This is a genomic window from Azotobacter bryophylli, assembly GCF_042643485.1.
GTDB classification, from domain to species: domain Bacteria; phylum Pseudomonadota; class Gammaproteobacteria; order Pseudomonadales; family Pseudomonadaceae; genus Azotobacter; species Azotobacter bryophylli.
In genome coordinates, this window is record NZ_JBHRSJ010000016.1 from 229250 (window position 1) to 244506 (window position 15257).

General features: G+C 67.5%; 15 protein-coding genes. 5 read left to right on the forward strand and 10 right to left on the reverse strand.

Annotation, left to right across the window (positions count from 1 at the left end):
- Window positions 1–20: 20 nt before the first annotated feature.
- A complete protein-coding gene (locus tag ACFOJE_RS09540) occupies window positions 21–1679 on the reverse strand; it encodes a methyl-accepting chemotaxis protein (protein ID WP_377814088.1) in 1659 nt (552 codons plus the stop codon).
- Window positions 1680–2055: 376 nt separating this feature from the next.
- Between ACFOJE_RS09540 and ACFOJE_RS09545 the strand changes: the two genes are divergently transcribed.
- Complete coding sequence (locus ACFOJE_RS09545) at window positions 2056–2727, forward strand: Hsp20/alpha crystallin family protein (protein WP_377814089.1); 672 nt, start codon at window positions 2056–2058, stop codon at window positions 2725–2727.
- 97 nt (window positions 2728–2824) lie between these two features.
- Window positions 2825–3937, forward strand: a complete 1113-nt coding sequence (locus ACFOJE_RS09550) for a CapA family protein (protein WP_377814137.1) — start codon at window positions 2825–2827, stop codon at window positions 3935–3937.
- A gap of 33 nt (window positions 3938–3970) precedes the next feature.
- On the opposite strand, the gene groL is transcribed toward ACFOJE_RS09550, so the two are convergent.
- The 4 genes from groL to phnN all read right to left on the reverse strand — a co-directional run bounded on the left by groL (window position 3971) and on the right by phnN (window position 7936).
- Window positions 3971–5593 (reverse strand): chaperonin GroEL, encoded by a 1623-nt coding sequence (gene groL / locus ACFOJE_RS09555; RefSeq protein ID WP_377814090.1) that lies wholly within the window; start codon window positions 5591–5593, stop codon window positions 3971–3973.
- Window positions 5594–5596: 3 nt separating this feature from the next.
- Window positions 5597–6529, reverse strand: coding sequence for a universal stress protein (locus tag ACFOJE_RS09560; protein ID WP_377814091.1), 933 nt, complete (start codon window positions 6527–6529; stop codon window positions 5597–5599).
- A gap of 91 nt (window positions 6530–6620) precedes the next feature.
- Complete coding sequence (gene phnP, locus ACFOJE_RS09565; protein WP_377814138.1) at window positions 6621–7370, reverse strand: phosphonate metabolism protein PhnP; 750 nt, start codon at window positions 7368–7370, stop codon at window positions 6621–6623.
- A 2-nt stretch (window positions 7371–7372) separates the two neighbouring features.
- Window positions 7373–7936, reverse strand: coding sequence for a ribose 1,5-bisphosphokinase (gene phnN / locus ACFOJE_RS09570; protein WP_377814092.1), 564 nt, complete (start codon window positions 7934–7936; stop codon window positions 7373–7375).
- Between the two features lie 532 nt (window positions 7937–8468).
- Between phnN and ACFOJE_RS09575 the strand changes: the two genes are divergently transcribed.
- The 3 genes from ACFOJE_RS09575 (at window position 8469) to ACFOJE_RS09585 (ending at window position 9755) form a co-directional block, all read left to right on the forward strand.
- The gene (locus ACFOJE_RS09575) at window positions 8469–8849 is read left to right on the forward strand and encodes a thermonuclease family protein (protein ID WP_377814093.1); all 381 of its coding nucleotides are present in this window, start codon (window positions 8469–8471) and stop codon (window positions 8847–8849) included.
- Window positions 8850–9012: 163 nt separating this feature from the next.
- Complete coding sequence (locus ACFOJE_RS09580; protein WP_377814094.1) at window positions 9013–9228, forward strand: carbon storage regulator; 216 nt, start codon at window positions 9013–9015, stop codon at window positions 9226–9228.
- Between the two features lie 281 nt (window positions 9229–9509).
- A complete protein-coding gene (locus tag ACFOJE_RS09585; protein ID WP_377814095.1) occupies window positions 9510–9755 on the forward strand; it encodes a hypothetical protein in 246 nt (81 codons plus the stop codon).
- Window positions 9756–9787: 32 nt separating this feature from the next.
- Here ACFOJE_RS09585 and ACFOJE_RS09590 read toward each other — a convergent pair whose 3' ends face one another.
- From ACFOJE_RS09590 to catA, 5 genes are all read right to left on the reverse strand, one after another.
- Window positions 9788–10384 (reverse strand): nucleotidyltransferase family protein, encoded by a 597-nt coding sequence (locus ACFOJE_RS09590; protein ID WP_377814096.1) that lies wholly within the window; start codon window positions 10382–10384, stop codon window positions 9788–9790.
- Window positions 10381–11367, reverse strand: a complete 987-nt coding sequence (locus ACFOJE_RS09595; protein WP_377814097.1) for an XdhC family protein — start codon at window positions 11365–11367, stop codon at window positions 10381–10383. Before ACFOJE_RS09595 ends, ACFOJE_RS09590 begins: the two co-directional genes overlap by 4 nt.
- A complete protein-coding gene (locus tag ACFOJE_RS09600) occupies window positions 11367–13676 on the reverse strand; it encodes a xanthine dehydrogenase family protein molybdopterin-binding subunit (RefSeq protein WP_377814098.1) in 2310 nt (769 codons plus the stop codon). The genes ACFOJE_RS09595 and ACFOJE_RS09600 overlap by 1 nt, the downstream gene beginning before the upstream one ends.
- Window positions 13673–14143, reverse strand: a complete 471-nt coding sequence (locus ACFOJE_RS09605) for a (2Fe-2S)-binding protein (RefSeq protein ID WP_377814099.1) — start codon at window positions 14141–14143, stop codon at window positions 13673–13675. Before ACFOJE_RS09605 ends, ACFOJE_RS09600 begins: the two co-directional genes overlap by 4 nt.
- A 154-nt stretch (window positions 14144–14297) precedes the next feature.
- Complete coding sequence (catA, locus tag ACFOJE_RS09610; RefSeq protein WP_377814100.1) at window positions 14298–15230, reverse strand: catechol 1,2-dioxygenase; 933 nt, start codon at window positions 15228–15230, stop codon at window positions 14298–14300.
- Between the last annotated feature and the right edge of the window lie 27 nt (window positions 15231–15257).

Consider the following 15257-nt stretch of genomic DNA (forward strand, 5'->3'; position numbering starts at 1 on the left):
GAAGCAGCGAGCCATAACCCTCAGGCGATCTGGGCGGCGATGGCCGGAGCCGGCTTGGCAATCTTTGCTGCAGATCGAGACGCAGCCTGGGGCTTTTCGGCGAGACGGAAGATCGAGATCGCCCGCTGGACCTCGCTGACCTGAGTCTCCAGCCGGTGCGTGACCTGGGCCAGGCTCACCACCAGCTGGGTGTTGCGGTGGGTCGCCTGATCCAGCTGGGAAACCGCCTGACTGACGTGGCCGACAGCGCGGCCCTGCTCGTCGGATGCGCAGACGACGCTCTGCATGATGCCGTCGACCTGGGTCACCGAAGCGATCACGCCCCCGGTCGCCTCTTCGGCTTGCCGTACCAGCCGCGCGCCCTCCTCGATCTGCGCCTTGGAGCTCTCGATCAGCTGGCCGATCTCCTTCGCCGCCTCGGCCGAGCGGCCGGCCAGCGTGCGTACCTCGCTCGCCACCACGGCGAAGCCGCGCCCCTGCTCGCCGGCCCTGGCCGCCTCGACCGAAGCGTTCAGAGCCAGGATATTGGTCTGGAAGGCGATGGAGTCGATGGTCTTGATGATGCTGGTCATCTGCTCCGAACCGGCCAGTATCGCCTCCATGGTGGCCACCACCTGGCTCATCACCACGCCACTGCGCTGGACGCCATGGGCGGCATCGTCGGTCAGCCGATTGGCCTCGCGGGCATGATTGGCGTTCTGGCTCAGGGTGGAGGCCAGCTCCTCCATGCTGGCGGCCATTTCCTGCTGGGATGCGGCCTGTTGCTCGGTGCGCACGGCCAGATCGTCGCTGCCGTTGGCGACTTCGGTGGCCGAACGGGCGAAAGCGTCGAGACTGCCCCGGACATCCGTGTTGATGCTGATCAGACTCTTGCGCAGGGTATCCAGACGGCATCCCAGCCGGCCAAGCTCGTTGTCGCCCGCATGCGGCATCTGCACGCCGAGGTTGCCTGCCGCCAGCTGAGCGGCGAACGCCTGGGCATTGCGCAGCGACTTGAGGATCACCCCCATGGTCCGCCCGCCCAGCAGCACCAGGGCGGGGACGGCGACACCGGCCAGGGCGATCTGCACCAACAGAGACCCCTTGCCGGCTTCCGAAGCCGCCTGCAGGGCGTAGAGGTCGAGTCCGCCGTTGACCGTGAGGAGCCCGGCCGCGGCGAAAGTGAGCAACGACAGGCGGGTACGCAGCGAGTTGCGCGCCAGCAGCCCGGGCAGGCCGCGCAGCCCGCGATGGACCAGCCGCCCGCGATCCAGGGTCATCCCGATGCTCCCGCCCTCGCGCAACACCCGGTAGACGCGCTCGGCCTCCTCGATATCCCGGCGCCGGGCCTTGGTCCGCACCGACGCGTAGCCGACCAGGCGCTCGTCCTCGTAATAGGGCGCGACAGTGGCACGCACCCAGTAATAGTCGCCCGTCTTGCGCCGGTTCTTCACCACGCCCTCCCAGGTCTCGCCACTCTGGATGGTCTGCCAGAGATTGGCGAAAGCCTCGGGCGGCATATCCGGATGGCGCACGAGGTTATGGTGGGCCCCCATCAACTCCTCGTGGGCGAAACCGCTCACTTCGATGAAGGCAGGATTGGCATAGGTGATTCGTCCCTGGAGGTCGGTCCTGGAAATCAGGAAATTATCGTCGTTGAGTTCATATTCCCGATTGGTAACCGGCTGGTTGATACGCATTGGCTGTCCCTAGTTGGGCCTAATTAGAAAGCACTTTTTTATTGTGGATATATATGCTCGAGGCAGTCATTGAAGTTCGTCCGCACATTTAAAAACTTTAATAATTGTTTAGCTTATTTGAAGTGCGTCTTAAATACGAAAAGTTCTGTACTCCTTATGGAGTATTTCCAAAAGTTCGTTATCGGGCGGTCCGAGGCATCCTGACAAATCGCGCACTCGCGCCGTCCAGGCCTCCCAACCGGCGCCGAAACAACCGGAGAGACGGCAGCCGGCAGTTCGTCGCCGCAGGCTGCGCCGAGGCGGCACGCCGTACTGCTTGTGCTTCACTGTGAGGCGACCCACATCACTTTCCGTAACCGGTCGGGAGGGGCCTGTCATGGCACAGCCAGAACAACAGCAGCAATCGGTAGAAACGCAGCAGCCATCCGCCGAGCAGCAGTCGCAGCAGAACGTGCCGATCGGCCGCGAACAGCAGAACCGCCCGGCGCGCACCAGCGCCAACGATCCCTGGCGACCGCTGACCAACCTGCGCAGACAGATCGATCACCTGTTCGAAGACTTCGACCGCATGACCCCGTTCTGGCCCTTCGGTCGCAGCGCCTTCGAGATAGCGCCATTCGGGCGAGCCATCTCGACCGCGGCCAGCACGCCGGCGGTGGACATCGTCGAGCAGGATCAGGCCATCGTCATCACCGCCGAGCTGCCGGGCATGGACGAGAACAACATCGAGCTGAAGCTGGCCAACGGCGCCCTGCTGCTCAAGGGCGAGAAGCAGGACGAGCGCGAGGAGCAGAACCAGGGTTACTACGTCTCGGAACGTACCTACGGCTCCTTCCAGCGCAGCTTCGGTCTGCCGGAGAACATCGATGTCGACAACATCGAGGCACACTTCGACAAGGGCGTCCTGACCATCACGCTGCCCAAGCGCCCCGAAGCGCTGCCGCAGGAGAAGGTCATCGGCATCAAGAGCAAGCGCGGGGAACAGCAGGCCCAGAGAGGGAAGATGGAACAGGGCGAGCAGGCGGAGCAGCAACAGCCGGAGGAATGACTGCCCACCGCCCTGCTCCACCCATCCACATCCGGCATGCCTGACCGCCTCGGCCAGGCATGCGCCCCATGAACGACCGGAATCGCTCGCGATCGCTCTGCCCATGGCCAACCAAACGCTCGGTCTGTTTCTCGCCGGCGACCTGATGAGCGCGCGAGGGGTCGACCAGATCCTGCCCCACCCCGGCGATCCGCGGCTCTACGAGGGCTTCGTGAAGGACGCCCGCGACTACGTGCTGCTCGCCGAAGAGCAGAACGGCCCCATTCCCCATCCGGTGGACTTCGACTACCCCTGGGGCGTGGCCATGGAGGAATTCGCCCAGCGCCAGCCGGATCTGCGGCTGGTCAATCTGGAAACCGCGGTCACCATCCGTGGCCGGCCGGAACCCAAAGGCATCAACTACCGGATGCCGCCCACCAACCTGCAACTGCTGACCGTGGCCGGCATCGATGCCTGCTCGCTGGCCAACAACCATGTGCTGGACTGGGGCGAGGACGGCCTGATCGACACCCTAGACTCCCTCTCCGCCCAGGCCATCGCCTGCGCTGGCGCTGGGCGGGATCGCGAGGCGGCCGAAGCCCCGGCGGCATTGCCCCTGGCCGACGGCGGACGGCTGCTGATGTTCGCCGTCGGCCTGCCGGACAGCGGCATTCCTTCGTACTGGGCGGCGGGGCCGACGAATCCGGGCGTGGCCTTCCTCCCCGACCTCAGCCGCGCCAGCCTCAAGGCCATGGCCCAGCGCATCCATGCCGCCAGCCGGCCCGGCGACCGCGTGCTGGTCTCGATTCACTGGGGCGGCAACTGGGGGTTCGAGATCCCGCCCGAGCAGGTCGCCTTCGCCCACGGACTGATCGACGCCGGCGTGGATGTGGTGCACGGGCACTCCTCGCATCACATCAAGGGACTGGAGATCTACCGCGAGCGCCTGATCCTTTACGGCTGCGGCGACCTGCTGAACGACTACGAGGGCATCGGCGGCCACCGCCACTACCGCAGCGAACTGGGCCTGCTGTATTTCCCCACCCTGGACGGCGAAGGCCGGCTGCTGGACCTGGACCTGGTGCCGACCCGGATGCGCAAGCTGCGCCTGGAGTACGCCGAGGACGAGGATGCGCGGCACTGGCTGCTGGGCACCCTGAACCGCGAATGCCGGGGGAACGCCTGCCGGTTCCGGACCGGTGCGGAACGGGCCTTCCACCTCGACCGCTGAGGCGGAACTGGCCCGTCCCGCTGGCGCCCCGACTCACTCCGGCAGGGACGGCATGTTCGACTCCGGGCTCTGCTTCTCGGGCAGCTCGGTCATGGTCGCCTCGGTCAGCAGCAGGATGCTGGCCACCGACACCGCATTCTCCAGCGCCACCCGCACCACCTTGGTCGGATCGATGATGCCGGCCTCGAACATGTCGACGTAGCGGTTCTGCGCCGCATCGAACCCGATATTGCCCTTCTCGGCCAGCAACCGGGCGACCACCACGCCGTCGTCCACCGCGGAGTTGTCGGCGATGGTCCGCACCGGGGTCTCCAGGGCGCGACGGAGGATCTGCAGGCCGGTGCGTTCGTCGCCCTCCGCCTTCGCCTCCTCGGCCTGGATCGCCGGAACCGCGCGCAGCAGCGCCAGTCCGCCGCCGGGCACCATGCCCTCGGCGATTGCCGCCTTGGTCGCGGCAATCGCATCGTCCAGGGCGTCCTTGCGCGCCTTCATCTCGGCCTCGGTCGGTGCCCCGGCGCGGATCACCGCCACGCCGCCGGAGAGCTTGGCCAGGCGCTCCTGCAGCTTCTCGCGATCGTAGTCGCCGGTGGCCTGGTCGATCTGCGCGCGGATCTGCCTGATCCGCGCCTCCACGGCGGCCGGGTCGCCATTGCCGCCGATCAGGGTCGTGCTTTCCTTGTCGATCACCACCCGGCGGGCACGGCCGAGCTGGGCCAGGGTGGTGTCCGCCAGGCTGCGGCCGAGGTCGCGGCTGATGACCTCGGCGCCGGTCAGCACGGCGATGTCCTGGAGCATGTCCTTGCGCCGTTCGCCGAAGCCCGGCGCCTTGACCGCCACCGCGTGGAGCACTCCGCGGATATGGTTGAGGATCAGCGTGGCGAGCGCCTCGCCCTCGATGTCCTCGACGATGAACAGTAGCGGCCGGCCGGCCTTGGCCACTTCCTCCAGCAGCGGGATGAGGTCCTGCAGCAGGCTGACCTTCTGGTCGCAGAGCAGGACGAAGGCCTCCTCCAGCACCGCCTGCATCTTGTCGCTGTCGGTGACGAAGTACGGCGAGACGAAGCCGCGGTCGAACTGCATGCCTTCGACCACCTCGAGCACGGTCTCGGTGGTCTTGGATTCCTCCACCGTGATCACCCCGTCGCCGCCGACCTTCTCCATGGCCTCGGCCACCAGCTCGCCGATCTGCTCGTCGTTGTGCGCGGAGATGCTGGCCACCTGGGCCTTCTCCTTGCGCGCCCGGACCGGCCGCGACTGCGCCCGTAGCGAGGCGACGGCGACCTGCAGGCCGCGGTCGAGGCCGCGCTTGAGGTCGATGCCGCTGGCCCCGGCCACCACGTTGCGCACCCCGTCGGCGAAGATCGCCTGGGCCAGCACGGTGGAAGTGCTGGTACCGTCGCCGACGCTATCGCCGGTGCGCTCGGCGGCCTGTCTCAGCATGGCGGCGCCTAGGTTCTCCTCGGCGTCCTCCAGATCCACCTGCTTGGCGATGGTCACGCCGTCGTTGCATACCGTGGGCGTGCCCCACTGGCGCTGGATCAGCACCGACTTGGACTTGGGCCCGAGGGTCACGCGCACGGCATCGGCCAGTTGCGTCGCCCCGCGCAGGATCTTTTCCCGGGCCGCGTTACGAAACAGGATCTTGGTCTTGGCCATGCTTCATTTCTCCTTCGACACGATCCCCTCGGGGTGGATCACCAGCGCACTGCACGGCAGCCGGTAGAGCAGCGACTCGCAGGTGCTGCCCATCATCTCCCGCTGCAGGCCCCGATGCAGGGTGGTGCCCATGACCACCACGTCCGCCTCGCTGCGGGTGGCGTAGTCGGCGATGGTCGGCACCACCGGCCCGAGCAGGAAGTGGCGCTGCTTCTCGGCGATGCCATGGCGCTCGGCCAGTATCCGGAACGCGTCCTGGCTGGCCGTCTTCATCTTCTTCTGCAGATCGCCGAACCACGGCAGATTGAGGGTGGCGGTGGGGAACGGCTGGTCGGCCATGGCGTTGCAGGCATATAGCAAGTGCAGCTCGGCCGCGCATTGCCTGGCCAACTCCGTGGCGGTGCGGATGATCTGGTCGTTGAAGTCGGTCGCCTCCTTGGCGTCCACCAGCGGATCGACCGCCGCCACCACCTTCTGCGGCAAGGCGTGATGGGAGTCGGCCACCAGATGCACCGGCACCGGGCAACGGCGCAGCAGCTGCCAGTCCAGCGGCGTGATGAAGGCCCGCTTGATCGCCGTTTCGGGATTGATGTCCTTGATCAGCAGATCGGCCGGCAGCGTCTGCACATGGGTGAGGATCTCCTCCAGCGGATGCTTGCACCAGACCACCTCAGCGCTCGCCTGCAGGCCCTGGCTGCGCAGGATCACCACCTCTTCCTGGAGCCACTCGTGCTGCACGGCCACATAGGCGCTGCGCGCCTGCTCCATCCCTTCTCGGTCGATCCGGCTCATCGCCGCGATGGTTTCGGTGTAGACGAACAGGGCGATGTGCAGGTTGGCGCCGCTGGTCTTGGCCAGGGCGACGGCACGCTCGAAGGCGGGACTGCGGCTCGTGTCGGGCTTGGCGATCAGGAGCAGGCGTTGAAACTGACTCATGGGTCGATCTCCGAGAGAATCCGAATCAGTTTTCATATTAGTCGGCCGCGGCGCAGCGAGCCGGCGCGCATGGAAGGCCCCGGAGAGGGGGCTACAGATCGATGCTCAGGCCGTCCCGGGCGACGGAAACGCCGGCCGGTAACTCGGGATGGTCCAGCCAGTACTCGTCCAGATCGTGGTCGACGTGGGTGAGCAGGCAGAGCGGCGCGGCGATGGCTGCCGCGAGATACAGCGCCTGATTCAGGTCGTTGTGGTTGCGCGGCGCTTCCGCAGAGGGCGGCTTGCTGCAGTCCAGCACCACCAGGTCCGGACGCTGGCGCTGCAGGTAATCCAGGGTGTCGACGGGCAGGCCGACGGTGTCGGTAAGATAAGCCAGACTGCGATGGGCCGCAGCGATCAGATAGCCGTGGCTGAGCCTGGAGTGGATCAGCGGCAGCGACGTGACGGTGAAGGGACCGAGAGTCAGACTGACGAAGGGTTGCAGCGGGCGGAAGTCGAGAATGCCCGGATGCTTGTAGAGGTCGTCGCACCCCTGGGGATCGGCCGGTGCGTAGACCGGGATGCTCTGCCCCTCGCCCCAGCGCAGGTGAAACAGCCCCATCACATGATCCATGTGGAAGTGGGTGAGCAGGATGGCGCCCAGGCTGCCCGGCGCGAAGCGTTCGCACAGATCGGTGCGCCCGGCATCCAGCAGTAGCCGCCAGCCCTTGCAACTGAGCAGCGCGCTGCAGGCCTGACGCCCCCGCTCGGGCTGCTCCCGGGCGAGCCGACAGGCCCGGCAGAAGCAACCGTAGACGGGAACGCGCCGGGCGTCGCCGGTGCCGAGAAAATCGAGCCGCAGTGTCAGGAAACCACCTCCTCACGGTGCAGGATGGCGCTCAGCAGTTGTCCGAGAGCCTGTTCCAGTTCCTGATTATTGTCGATCACCTGCGCGTCCGCCGGGGAATCGGCGGCCAGTCGCCGCGCGCGCTCGACCCGCGCCGCGATCTGCGCGGCGCTTTCGCGCCCGCGGGCGAGCAGGCGCTGGCGCAGCGTCTCCGGCTTCACCTGCAGCAGCAGCGGCACCAGACGCTCGCCATACCGCGCCCGGGCCTGCTGCAGATGACCGCGGGAGCCGTTGACCAGGACGTCCAGGCCCATGGCCAGCCACTGGTCGATCTCCACGCCGATTCCGTAGCGATGCCCGTTGGCGCTCCAGTACAAGGCGAAGGTGCCCAGCCTGACGCGCTGGTCGAATTCTGCCTCGCTCAGGCACAGGTGGTTCTCGCCGAGCAGGTCGGGCTCGCGGGTGATGTAGCGAGGGGCGATCAGGCAGGGTTCGTCGATCAGCCGCTCGCGGCAGCGACGCAGCAAGGTGTCCTTGCCCGAGCCGGAAGGCCCCATCAGATAGAACAGTCGACCACTCATTTCGAAACACCCACCCACGCCACTCGGCCTCAATCGAATCGGATTTTGCCATTTTCCTGGATACTACCGCGCCGGTGCCGGCAGCAGCCAGCAGGCCGCCCGCGTGGAGACAAGTGTCGTCCGCCGCCGCACGACGCTCATGCTGCCGACCACAGATTCCCGCACATGGACCAATGACGCCGTGCCCGGCCTCGGCGCAACGCCCCATCCCTGAGCCCTTTTCCCGGGTTCGCGGATGTTCCCGTCCATTCGTCGGAACTGTTGCCACATGGCGGCGTTTTCGCCTCATTGCCTGTCATGACGATCCGGTCAGGACTGCCTAAATCGCCAGTTGTGCTCAGCGAAGCGGTTGAATAGCATGCTGTGACCAAGAGATGCCGGTGCCTCGTCGGACCGGATCCCGCGCATGGAGGCGTGAAAGGTGAAAGAGCAGAAACGAACCCGGAGCCGGGCCGATCTAACCGGTACACTGTCCGCACTATTGCTCATGGCGGCAGGCGCCCAGGCGTCTGGCAAGGAGATCAGCGGAAAGGTGGTCGACATCGTCGACGGCGATACCCTGACGCTGCTGACCACGGACAACTGGCTCATCCAGGTGCAGCTCGCCAATATCGAAGCCCCCGAGGATTCGAACCCCTACGGCGCCCAGGCGCGACAGGCCCTCAGCGACCTGACTCTCGGCAAGACCGCTACCCTGCAGGTGTATGGACGCGACCCCATCGGCCGCAGCGTGGCCGAAGTGTACGTCGGCAAGCGCAACATCAACCTCGAAATGGTCCGCCAGGGAGCGGCCCGGCTCGATCAGCAGGACCCGGAACCGGCCCCGCTGCATACCCAGGCGGGGGCGAAGCGCGCTCTTCACGGCGTCGGCGCGCCCGGCAATGGCTTCATCCGTCTGGAACACCGGTTCTGAGAATGTTGCGGGCTCTCGTCCGCACCGTGGCGCTGCGAGTGATTCGATTTCAGGAAACTATCGGCCGTGCCTGCCGCTTCGCTTCGCATGCACTAGCCTTTGTTCCATCAGCCCCCAAGGAAAGTGGCTGAATTCCTATAGGACAACAGGGAAGAGCTCTACGGTGCAGACCATCCTCCGCCATAGCGGCGAATCACTCCGAATCAACGACGACGTGCTCATCACCGTCGTCGGCATATCCGGCTCCCAGGTCAAGCTGGGGCTCGAGGCCCCGGCGCACGTTGCACTCTACCGTCAGGAGGTCTATCCGTTCAGAGACTCCAGGAGAAAACCGGGCAGCGGGCCGCGCCGGCCCATCGGCTCGGCCAAGGCTCATTAGGTTGGTGATGCCCCGCCGGATGGCCATGCAACCGCGTTAGCGCGACTACCCCTAGATTCGCAGATCGAATTCCCCAGGATCAAAGCGCGCGGTTGTTCGAGTAATCCGGAAGCCATGGGTGGTCTTCATGCCTGGCCATCCACCATTGCTGGTTCCGGCGCCAGTGGCGAAAAAGCCGGTCGATTTCTCCCTCGACCGAGTACGTACCGTGCGATCGGCACGCCCTGTTTCGGCCCGATGGAAACGGCCGAAGGAAGCACCTGTCAGAAAAGGAGTCCCCCATGCAGCAGCGAGTCTCTCAGTTTTCCCCGGAACACGAGGTGTCCAGCATATCCGGTCGCGCCCGCCTCGCCCTGGCGACCCTGGAGCGTTCCGGCCCGCACTACCGTTTCCGGGTCGAGCCCGTCAGCAAGGGGCTGTTCAGAATCGTCGACAGTCGTACGGAGACGGTGAAGGGCTGGCGGCTCAGCCATATGGAAGCCTGCATGCTGGCCGACCAGCTGGAGCTGAGCAGCCGATGCGGCTGACGGGGCGGCTGGCGACTATCCGGCAACTGTCCTCATGTCCGGGGGCCGGACAGCGCCTCGGGACTGTCGATGTCCCAGAGGATGGCCGGATCATCCACCGCCAGTTCGAGTAGCCGCCCGTCGCGAAACAGCCGCTTCGCCCCCGCATCGCCGCTCAGTCCCGCCAGCCCCTCGCCATAGGCGCGACCGAAGCCGACCGGGTGTCCCCGACGCCCCTGCCAGGTCGGCACCACGATCAGTTCCTCCCGCAGGGCTGCGGCGACCCGAGCGACGGTCGCGGGCCGAATGAACGGCATGTCGCCCAGAGCGATCAGCCAGCCCGCGTAGTCCGGCACCCGAGCCACCGCTGCGGCGATGCTGTCGCCCATCCCGGCGGACGCGAGCGTCACCAGCTCGCAGCCGTGAGCCAGGCCGAGGGCGATCGCCCCGCGGTTCTCCGGACGGGTCACCAGCAGGACCCGCTCCACCTGCCCATGCAGGGCCAGCAGCGCATGCTCCAGCACTGCCCGCTCGCGACCGTCGTGTCCAGAACAGCAGGCCAGGAGCTTGTCACTATCGCTTCCGGCGACCTGACGAAAGCGCGTCCCCAGGCCGGCGGCGAGCAGGATGGCGCAGACTCCGCCGCTCAAGCCGTCTGCACCTGCTGCGGGGACCGCGAGGGCGCGACCTGACCGTTCTTCAGCGCGACGATCTGGGCCATCAGCGATAGGGCGATTTCCGGCGGGGTGTGGCTGCCGATGGGCAGGCCGATCGGGCCGTGCAGACGGTCGATGGCCTCCTGGGGCAGCCCCAGCTCGGCCAGCCGCTCGCGGCGCTTGGCGCTGTTGACCCGCGATCCCAGGGCGCCGACGTAGAAGGCACGGGACTCCAGGGCGGTGAGCAGCGCCATGTCGTCCAGCCGCGGGTCGTGGGTCAGCGCGACGATGGCCGTGCGCTCGTCCGGCTCGATGGCCAACACGGCGTCGTCCGGCATGCCGGGCACGAAGCGGGCGTTGCGGTCCTCCCAGCCGAAGGCGAACTCCTCCCGCGGGTCGCAGATCAGCACCTCGAAGTCCAGCATTCGCGCCATCTCGCCGACGTAGCGGGACAGCTGCCCGGCACCGATCAGCAGCAGCCGCCAGCGCGGCCCGTAGACCGCCCGTAGGTGCCCTTCGTCGAAGCTCAGCGTATCCTCGCGGCTGGCCGGGGCGAGGCTCACCGCCCCGCTGGCCAGATCCAGCTCGCGGGCGACCAGCTCGTGATGCTCGCAGCGCCGCAGCAGCTCGCGCACCCAGTCCGCCTCGCCGACCTCCTCCTCGGTCAGACGCAGGGTGCCGCCGCAGGGCAGACCGAAGCGCGCCGCCTCCTCGCGGGTCACGCCGTAGGTCACCAGGGCCACGACCGGGCGCGGGGAGTCGAGCCGGCCGTCGCGCAGGCGGGCGACCAGATCGTCCTCGATGCAACCGCCGGAGACCGAGCCGATCAGCATGCCGTCGCCGCGCAGCGCGAGCATGGCGCCCGGCGGCCGAGGGGCGCTGCCCCAGGTCTGCACCACGGTGTAGAGCAGGACGCGCTGGCCGGCTTCGCGCCAGGCCAGCACGCTGCGCAGGACGTTCAGATCCGCGCTGTCCATCAGGCCTGGTTCCACCCCTTCAGCTGATCGCGGACCGGCAGATCGCGGATGCGCTTGCCGGTCGCGGCGAAGATGGCGTTGCACAGCGCCGGGGCGATCGGCGGCACGCCGGGTTCGCCGACGCCGCCCAGCGGCACCTCGCCCTCGGGCCGGACCAAGTGCACGACGATCTCCCTGGGCGCCAGGGGCATCCGTGCCACTTCGTAGTCGTGCAGGTTGCTCTGCTGGACGCGGCCGTTGGCGAAGCTGATTTCGCTCAGCGCGGCGTTGCTCAGGCCCATGATGCAGGAGCCCTCCATCTGCGAGCGAATGCGGTCGGGGTTGATCTGCGGACCGCAGTCGACCGCCATGGTGGCCTTGTGCAGCAGCAGCGAGCCGTCGTCCTTCACTTCCACGTCGAGCACCACCGCCACGTAGGTAACGAAGCTGTAATGCACGGCGAGGCCGAGTCCGCGGCCTTTCGGCAGCTTCCTGCCCCAGCCGGCCTGGTGGGTGGCCACCTCGACCACCGAGCGCAGACGGCCGGTGTCGATCGGGTACAGCGCCGGCGATTCGCCGTGGTTCCACTCGTCGCCCAGCTTGCGCGGGTCGATCTTGCGCGCCGGGCCGATCAGTTCGAGCAGGAAGTCGCGATGATCGCGGCCGGCGGCGGCGGCCAGCTCGCCGATGAAGCTCTGCACGGCGAAGGCATGGGGAATGTTGGACACCGAGCGATACCAGCCGACCCGGGTATGGGCGGCCGCCTCGGGGTTCTCCAGCCGCACGTTCGGCAGGGTGTACGGCAGGTTGATGAAGCCCAGGCCGAGCTCCAGCGGCATCTCGTGCTTGGGATCGGGGCCGAACAGCGCGGCGATGCTCGGCGCCGTGCTGCGGTGCAGCCAGGCGCTGACCTTGCCGCTCGGGGTGAGCGCGCCGCGCAGGTATTCCACCGACACGGTATGGAAATAGGAGAAGCGCAGGTCGTCGTCCCGGGTCCACTGCACGCGCAGGGGACGGCCGGGAAATTCCTTGGCCAGCAGCGCGGCCTCCACCGCGAAGTCCGGCTTGGACTTGCGGCCGAAACCACCGCCGAGCAGGGTCACGTTGACCGTGACCTTGTCGACGGGAATGCCCAGGCGCTCGGCGACGCTCTCGCGGGTCGCCTGCGGCGCCTGCACCGGCGCCCAGACCTCACAGGCGCCGTCGGCGAAGCGCGCGGTGGCCACCATCGGCTCCATCGGCGCCTGGGCCAGGTGCGGGATGTAGTACTCGGCCTCGAGCAGGCGCTCGGCCTTGGCGAACACGGCCTGCACGTCGCCGGCATCGCGCACCAGCTGGCCGGGCGCGCGGGCGGCCTGACTGAGTTCGGCGCGGTAGGCCTTGGAGTCGTAGCCGGCGTTGGGGCCGTCGTCCCATTCGAGCTTGAGGGCTTCGCGGCCCTTGATCGCCGCCCAGGTGTTGCCGGCGATCACCGCCAGGCCGCCCAGCGGCTGGAAGCCGGAAGGCAGCGGCGAGCCGGCGATTTCCACCACCTTGACCACGCCGGGGACCTTCAGGGTCTCGGCGGCGTCCTGGTTCTTCAGCTTGCCGCCGTATACCGGCGGACGGGCCACCACGGCGTAGAGCATGTCGTCGAAGCGCACGTCCGCCCCGTAGACGGCACGGCCGCCGACGATATCGGCGCCGTCGATGGCGCGGGTCGAATCCTTGCCGATGTAGCGGAACTGCCCGGCCGGCTTCAGGCGCAGGCTTTCCCGCGGCGGGACCTCCAGGGCCGCGGCGGCTTCCGCCAGTTGGCCGTAGCCGAGACTGCGACCGCTGGGCTGGTGCACCACCTTGTGGCCCTGCGCCCGGCACTCGGCGACCGGCACCTGCCACTGCTGGGCAGCGGCCTGCTCCAGCATGCTGCGCGCGGCAGCGGCGCAGCGGCGGATGGGGTCGAACCAGTGGCGCATACTGCGCGAGCCATCGGTGTCCTGGTTACCGTAGCGCTCCTCGTCGCCCTGGGCCTGGACCACCCGCATCATCTCCCAGTCGGCTTCCAGCTCGTCGGCGACCACCATGGCCAGGCTGGTGCGGATGCCCTGCCCCATCTCCTGGCGGTTGCAGACGAAAGTGACCAGCCCGTCGCTGCCGATGCTGAGGAACACCTTGGGATTGTCCACCCAGCCGTGGGGCATGCCGGCGGCGCCGTACTGCTGCTCTTCGGCGAAGGCATCGCGCCAGCCCCAGTTGGCGGCCACCACCAGCACGCCGCTGGCGGCCAGGCCCTTGAGGAAGCCGCGCCGGCTCAGGTTGGCGACGACCAGTTCGTCCTTGCGCTGACTCATGCCTTGGCCTCCTGCAGCTTGGCGGCGGCGTTGCGGATGGCCGTCCTGATCCGGGTGTAGGTGCCGCAACGGCAGATGTTGCCGGCCATCGCCGCCTCGATCTGCGCGTCGTCGGGATTGCGGTTGTCCTTCAGCAGCGCGGTGGCGGACATGATCTGCCCGCCCTGGCAGTAGCCGCACTGGGCGACGCCGGCCTCCAGCCAGGCCTGCTGCACCACCTGCCCGACCGGATCGGCCTGCAGCGCCTCGACGGTGGTCACCCGCTTGCCGACCGCCTGCTCGACGGTGGTGAGGCAGGCCCGCACCGGCAGCCCGTCGACATGGATGGTGCAGGCGCCGCACAGGCCCAGGCCGCAGCCGAACTTGGTGCCGGTGTAGCCGGCCACGTCGCGGATGGCCCAGAGCAGGGGCATCTCCGGGGGAACGTCGAGTTGCTGGTCTTTGCCGTTCAGATTCAGGGTAATCATGGTGTTGGGGTCCGTATCCTCTTCCTGGAGGGGCGATTCCGCGCTGGCGGAATACCCGAGCGATTTCCTCATTCTAAGCGCTATCGCCGGACGGCGGAAACGAAACGGCCGCGCTAGAGCGCGGCCGTACCAACCCGTGGGACTTACCCTGCCTTCAGGCTTCCTGCAGGGCGCGGGGACGCCTGCTGCGCTGCTCCGCCTCCGGAGTCGGGGCCGCCTGCAGCCGGAAGTCGAAGTCCACCTCGGCGAAGCGACCCTCGACGCCGCGGGCCGCTGCCGCGGCGGCATCCTCGACGAAGCGGATTTCGCCGACCAGTCCGTCGCGGGTGGCGTAGGCGTAGTCGTCCCACAGGTACGGGTCGTGGGACAGGTTGATCTGGGTGGTGAGATGGCTATGCCCCGGCGCCGAGAGGAAGAAGTGCACGTGGGCCGGACGGTGGCCATGGCGCCCCAGCAGATTCAGCGCTTCCTGGGTCGGACCGTCGACCGAGCAGGCGTAGCCGGACGGCACGATGGTGCGGGCGCTGTAGCGGCCTTCGGCGTCGGTGACGATGCGCCGGCGCAGGTGGTACTCGGACTGGCTCTTGTCGAAGAAGGAGTAGTTGCCCTTGGTGTTGGCGTGCCAGAGATCGACGGTAGCGCCGGCCAGCGGCTTGCCGTCGGCGCCGAACACGCGCCCCTTGAGGAACATCACGGTGCCGTTCTCGCTGCCGTCGTCCATGCGCGCCTCGCCCTGGCAGATCGGTGCGCCCGCCACGTACAGCGGCCCCTCGATGGTGCGCGGGGTGCCGCCGCCGAGGCCGGCCCTGGCCTCCTTGGCATCCTCCAGCAGGTCGAGGAAATGTTCGAGCCCCAGCCCGGCCACCAGCAATCCGGCCTCGTAGCTCTTGCCCAAGCGGTTGAGGTAGTCGACGGCGAACCAGAACTCGTCCTGGGTCACCTCGAGATCCTCGATGATCTTCGCCGCGTCGTTGACGATGCGCTTCATCAGCGCCTTGACCCGCGGGCTGCCCTGGTCGGCGCTCAGGCCGCAGGCGTCGTCGAACAGCTTCTGGACTTCCGGGGTGTGGGAGATCTTAACGGTCATGATGCATACCTCATTATTTATATTTAT

Excerpts from the sequence above, each read along its gene's own strand:
- ACFOJE_RS09545 (WP_377814089.1), top strand. The coding sequence starts at position 2,056 with ATGGCACAGCCAGAACAACAGCAGCAATCGGTAGAAACGCAGCAGCCA.
- ACFOJE_RS09560 (WP_377814091.1), bottom strand. The coding sequence starts at position 6,529 with ATGAGTCAGTTTCAACGCCTGCTCCTGATCGCCAAGCCCGACACGAGC.
- ACFOJE_RS09540 (WP_377814088.1), bottom strand. The coding sequence starts at position 1,679 with ATGCGTATCAACCAGCCGGTTACCAATCGGGAATATGAACTCAACGAC.
- phnN (WP_377814092.1), bottom strand. The coding sequence starts at position 7,936 with ATGAGTGGTCGACTGTTCTATCTGATGGGGCCTTCCGGCTCGGGCAAG.
- ACFOJE_RS09595 (WP_377814097.1), bottom strand. The coding sequence starts at position 11,367 with ATGGACAGCGCGGATCTGAACGTCCTGCGCAGCGTGCTGGCCTGGCGC.
- ACFOJE_RS09585 (WP_377814095.1), top strand. The coding sequence starts at position 9,510 with ATGCAGCAGCGAGTCTCTCAGTTTTCCCCGGAACACGAGGTGTCCAGC.
- ACFOJE_RS09605 (WP_377814099.1), bottom strand. The coding sequence starts at position 14,143 with ATGATTACCCTGAATCTGAACGGCAAAGACCAGCAACTCGACGTTCCC.
- groL (WP_377814090.1), bottom strand. The coding sequence starts at position 5,593 with ATGGCCAAGACCAAGATCCTGTTTCGTAACGCGGCCCGGGAAAAGATC.
- catA (WP_377814100.1), bottom strand. The coding sequence starts at position 15,230 with ATGACCGTTAAGATCTCCCACACCCCGGAAGTCCAGAAGCTGTTCGAC.
- ACFOJE_RS09600 (WP_377814098.1), bottom strand. The coding sequence starts at position 13,676 with ATGAGTCAGCGCAAGGACGAACTGGTCGTCGCCAACCTGAGCCGGCGC.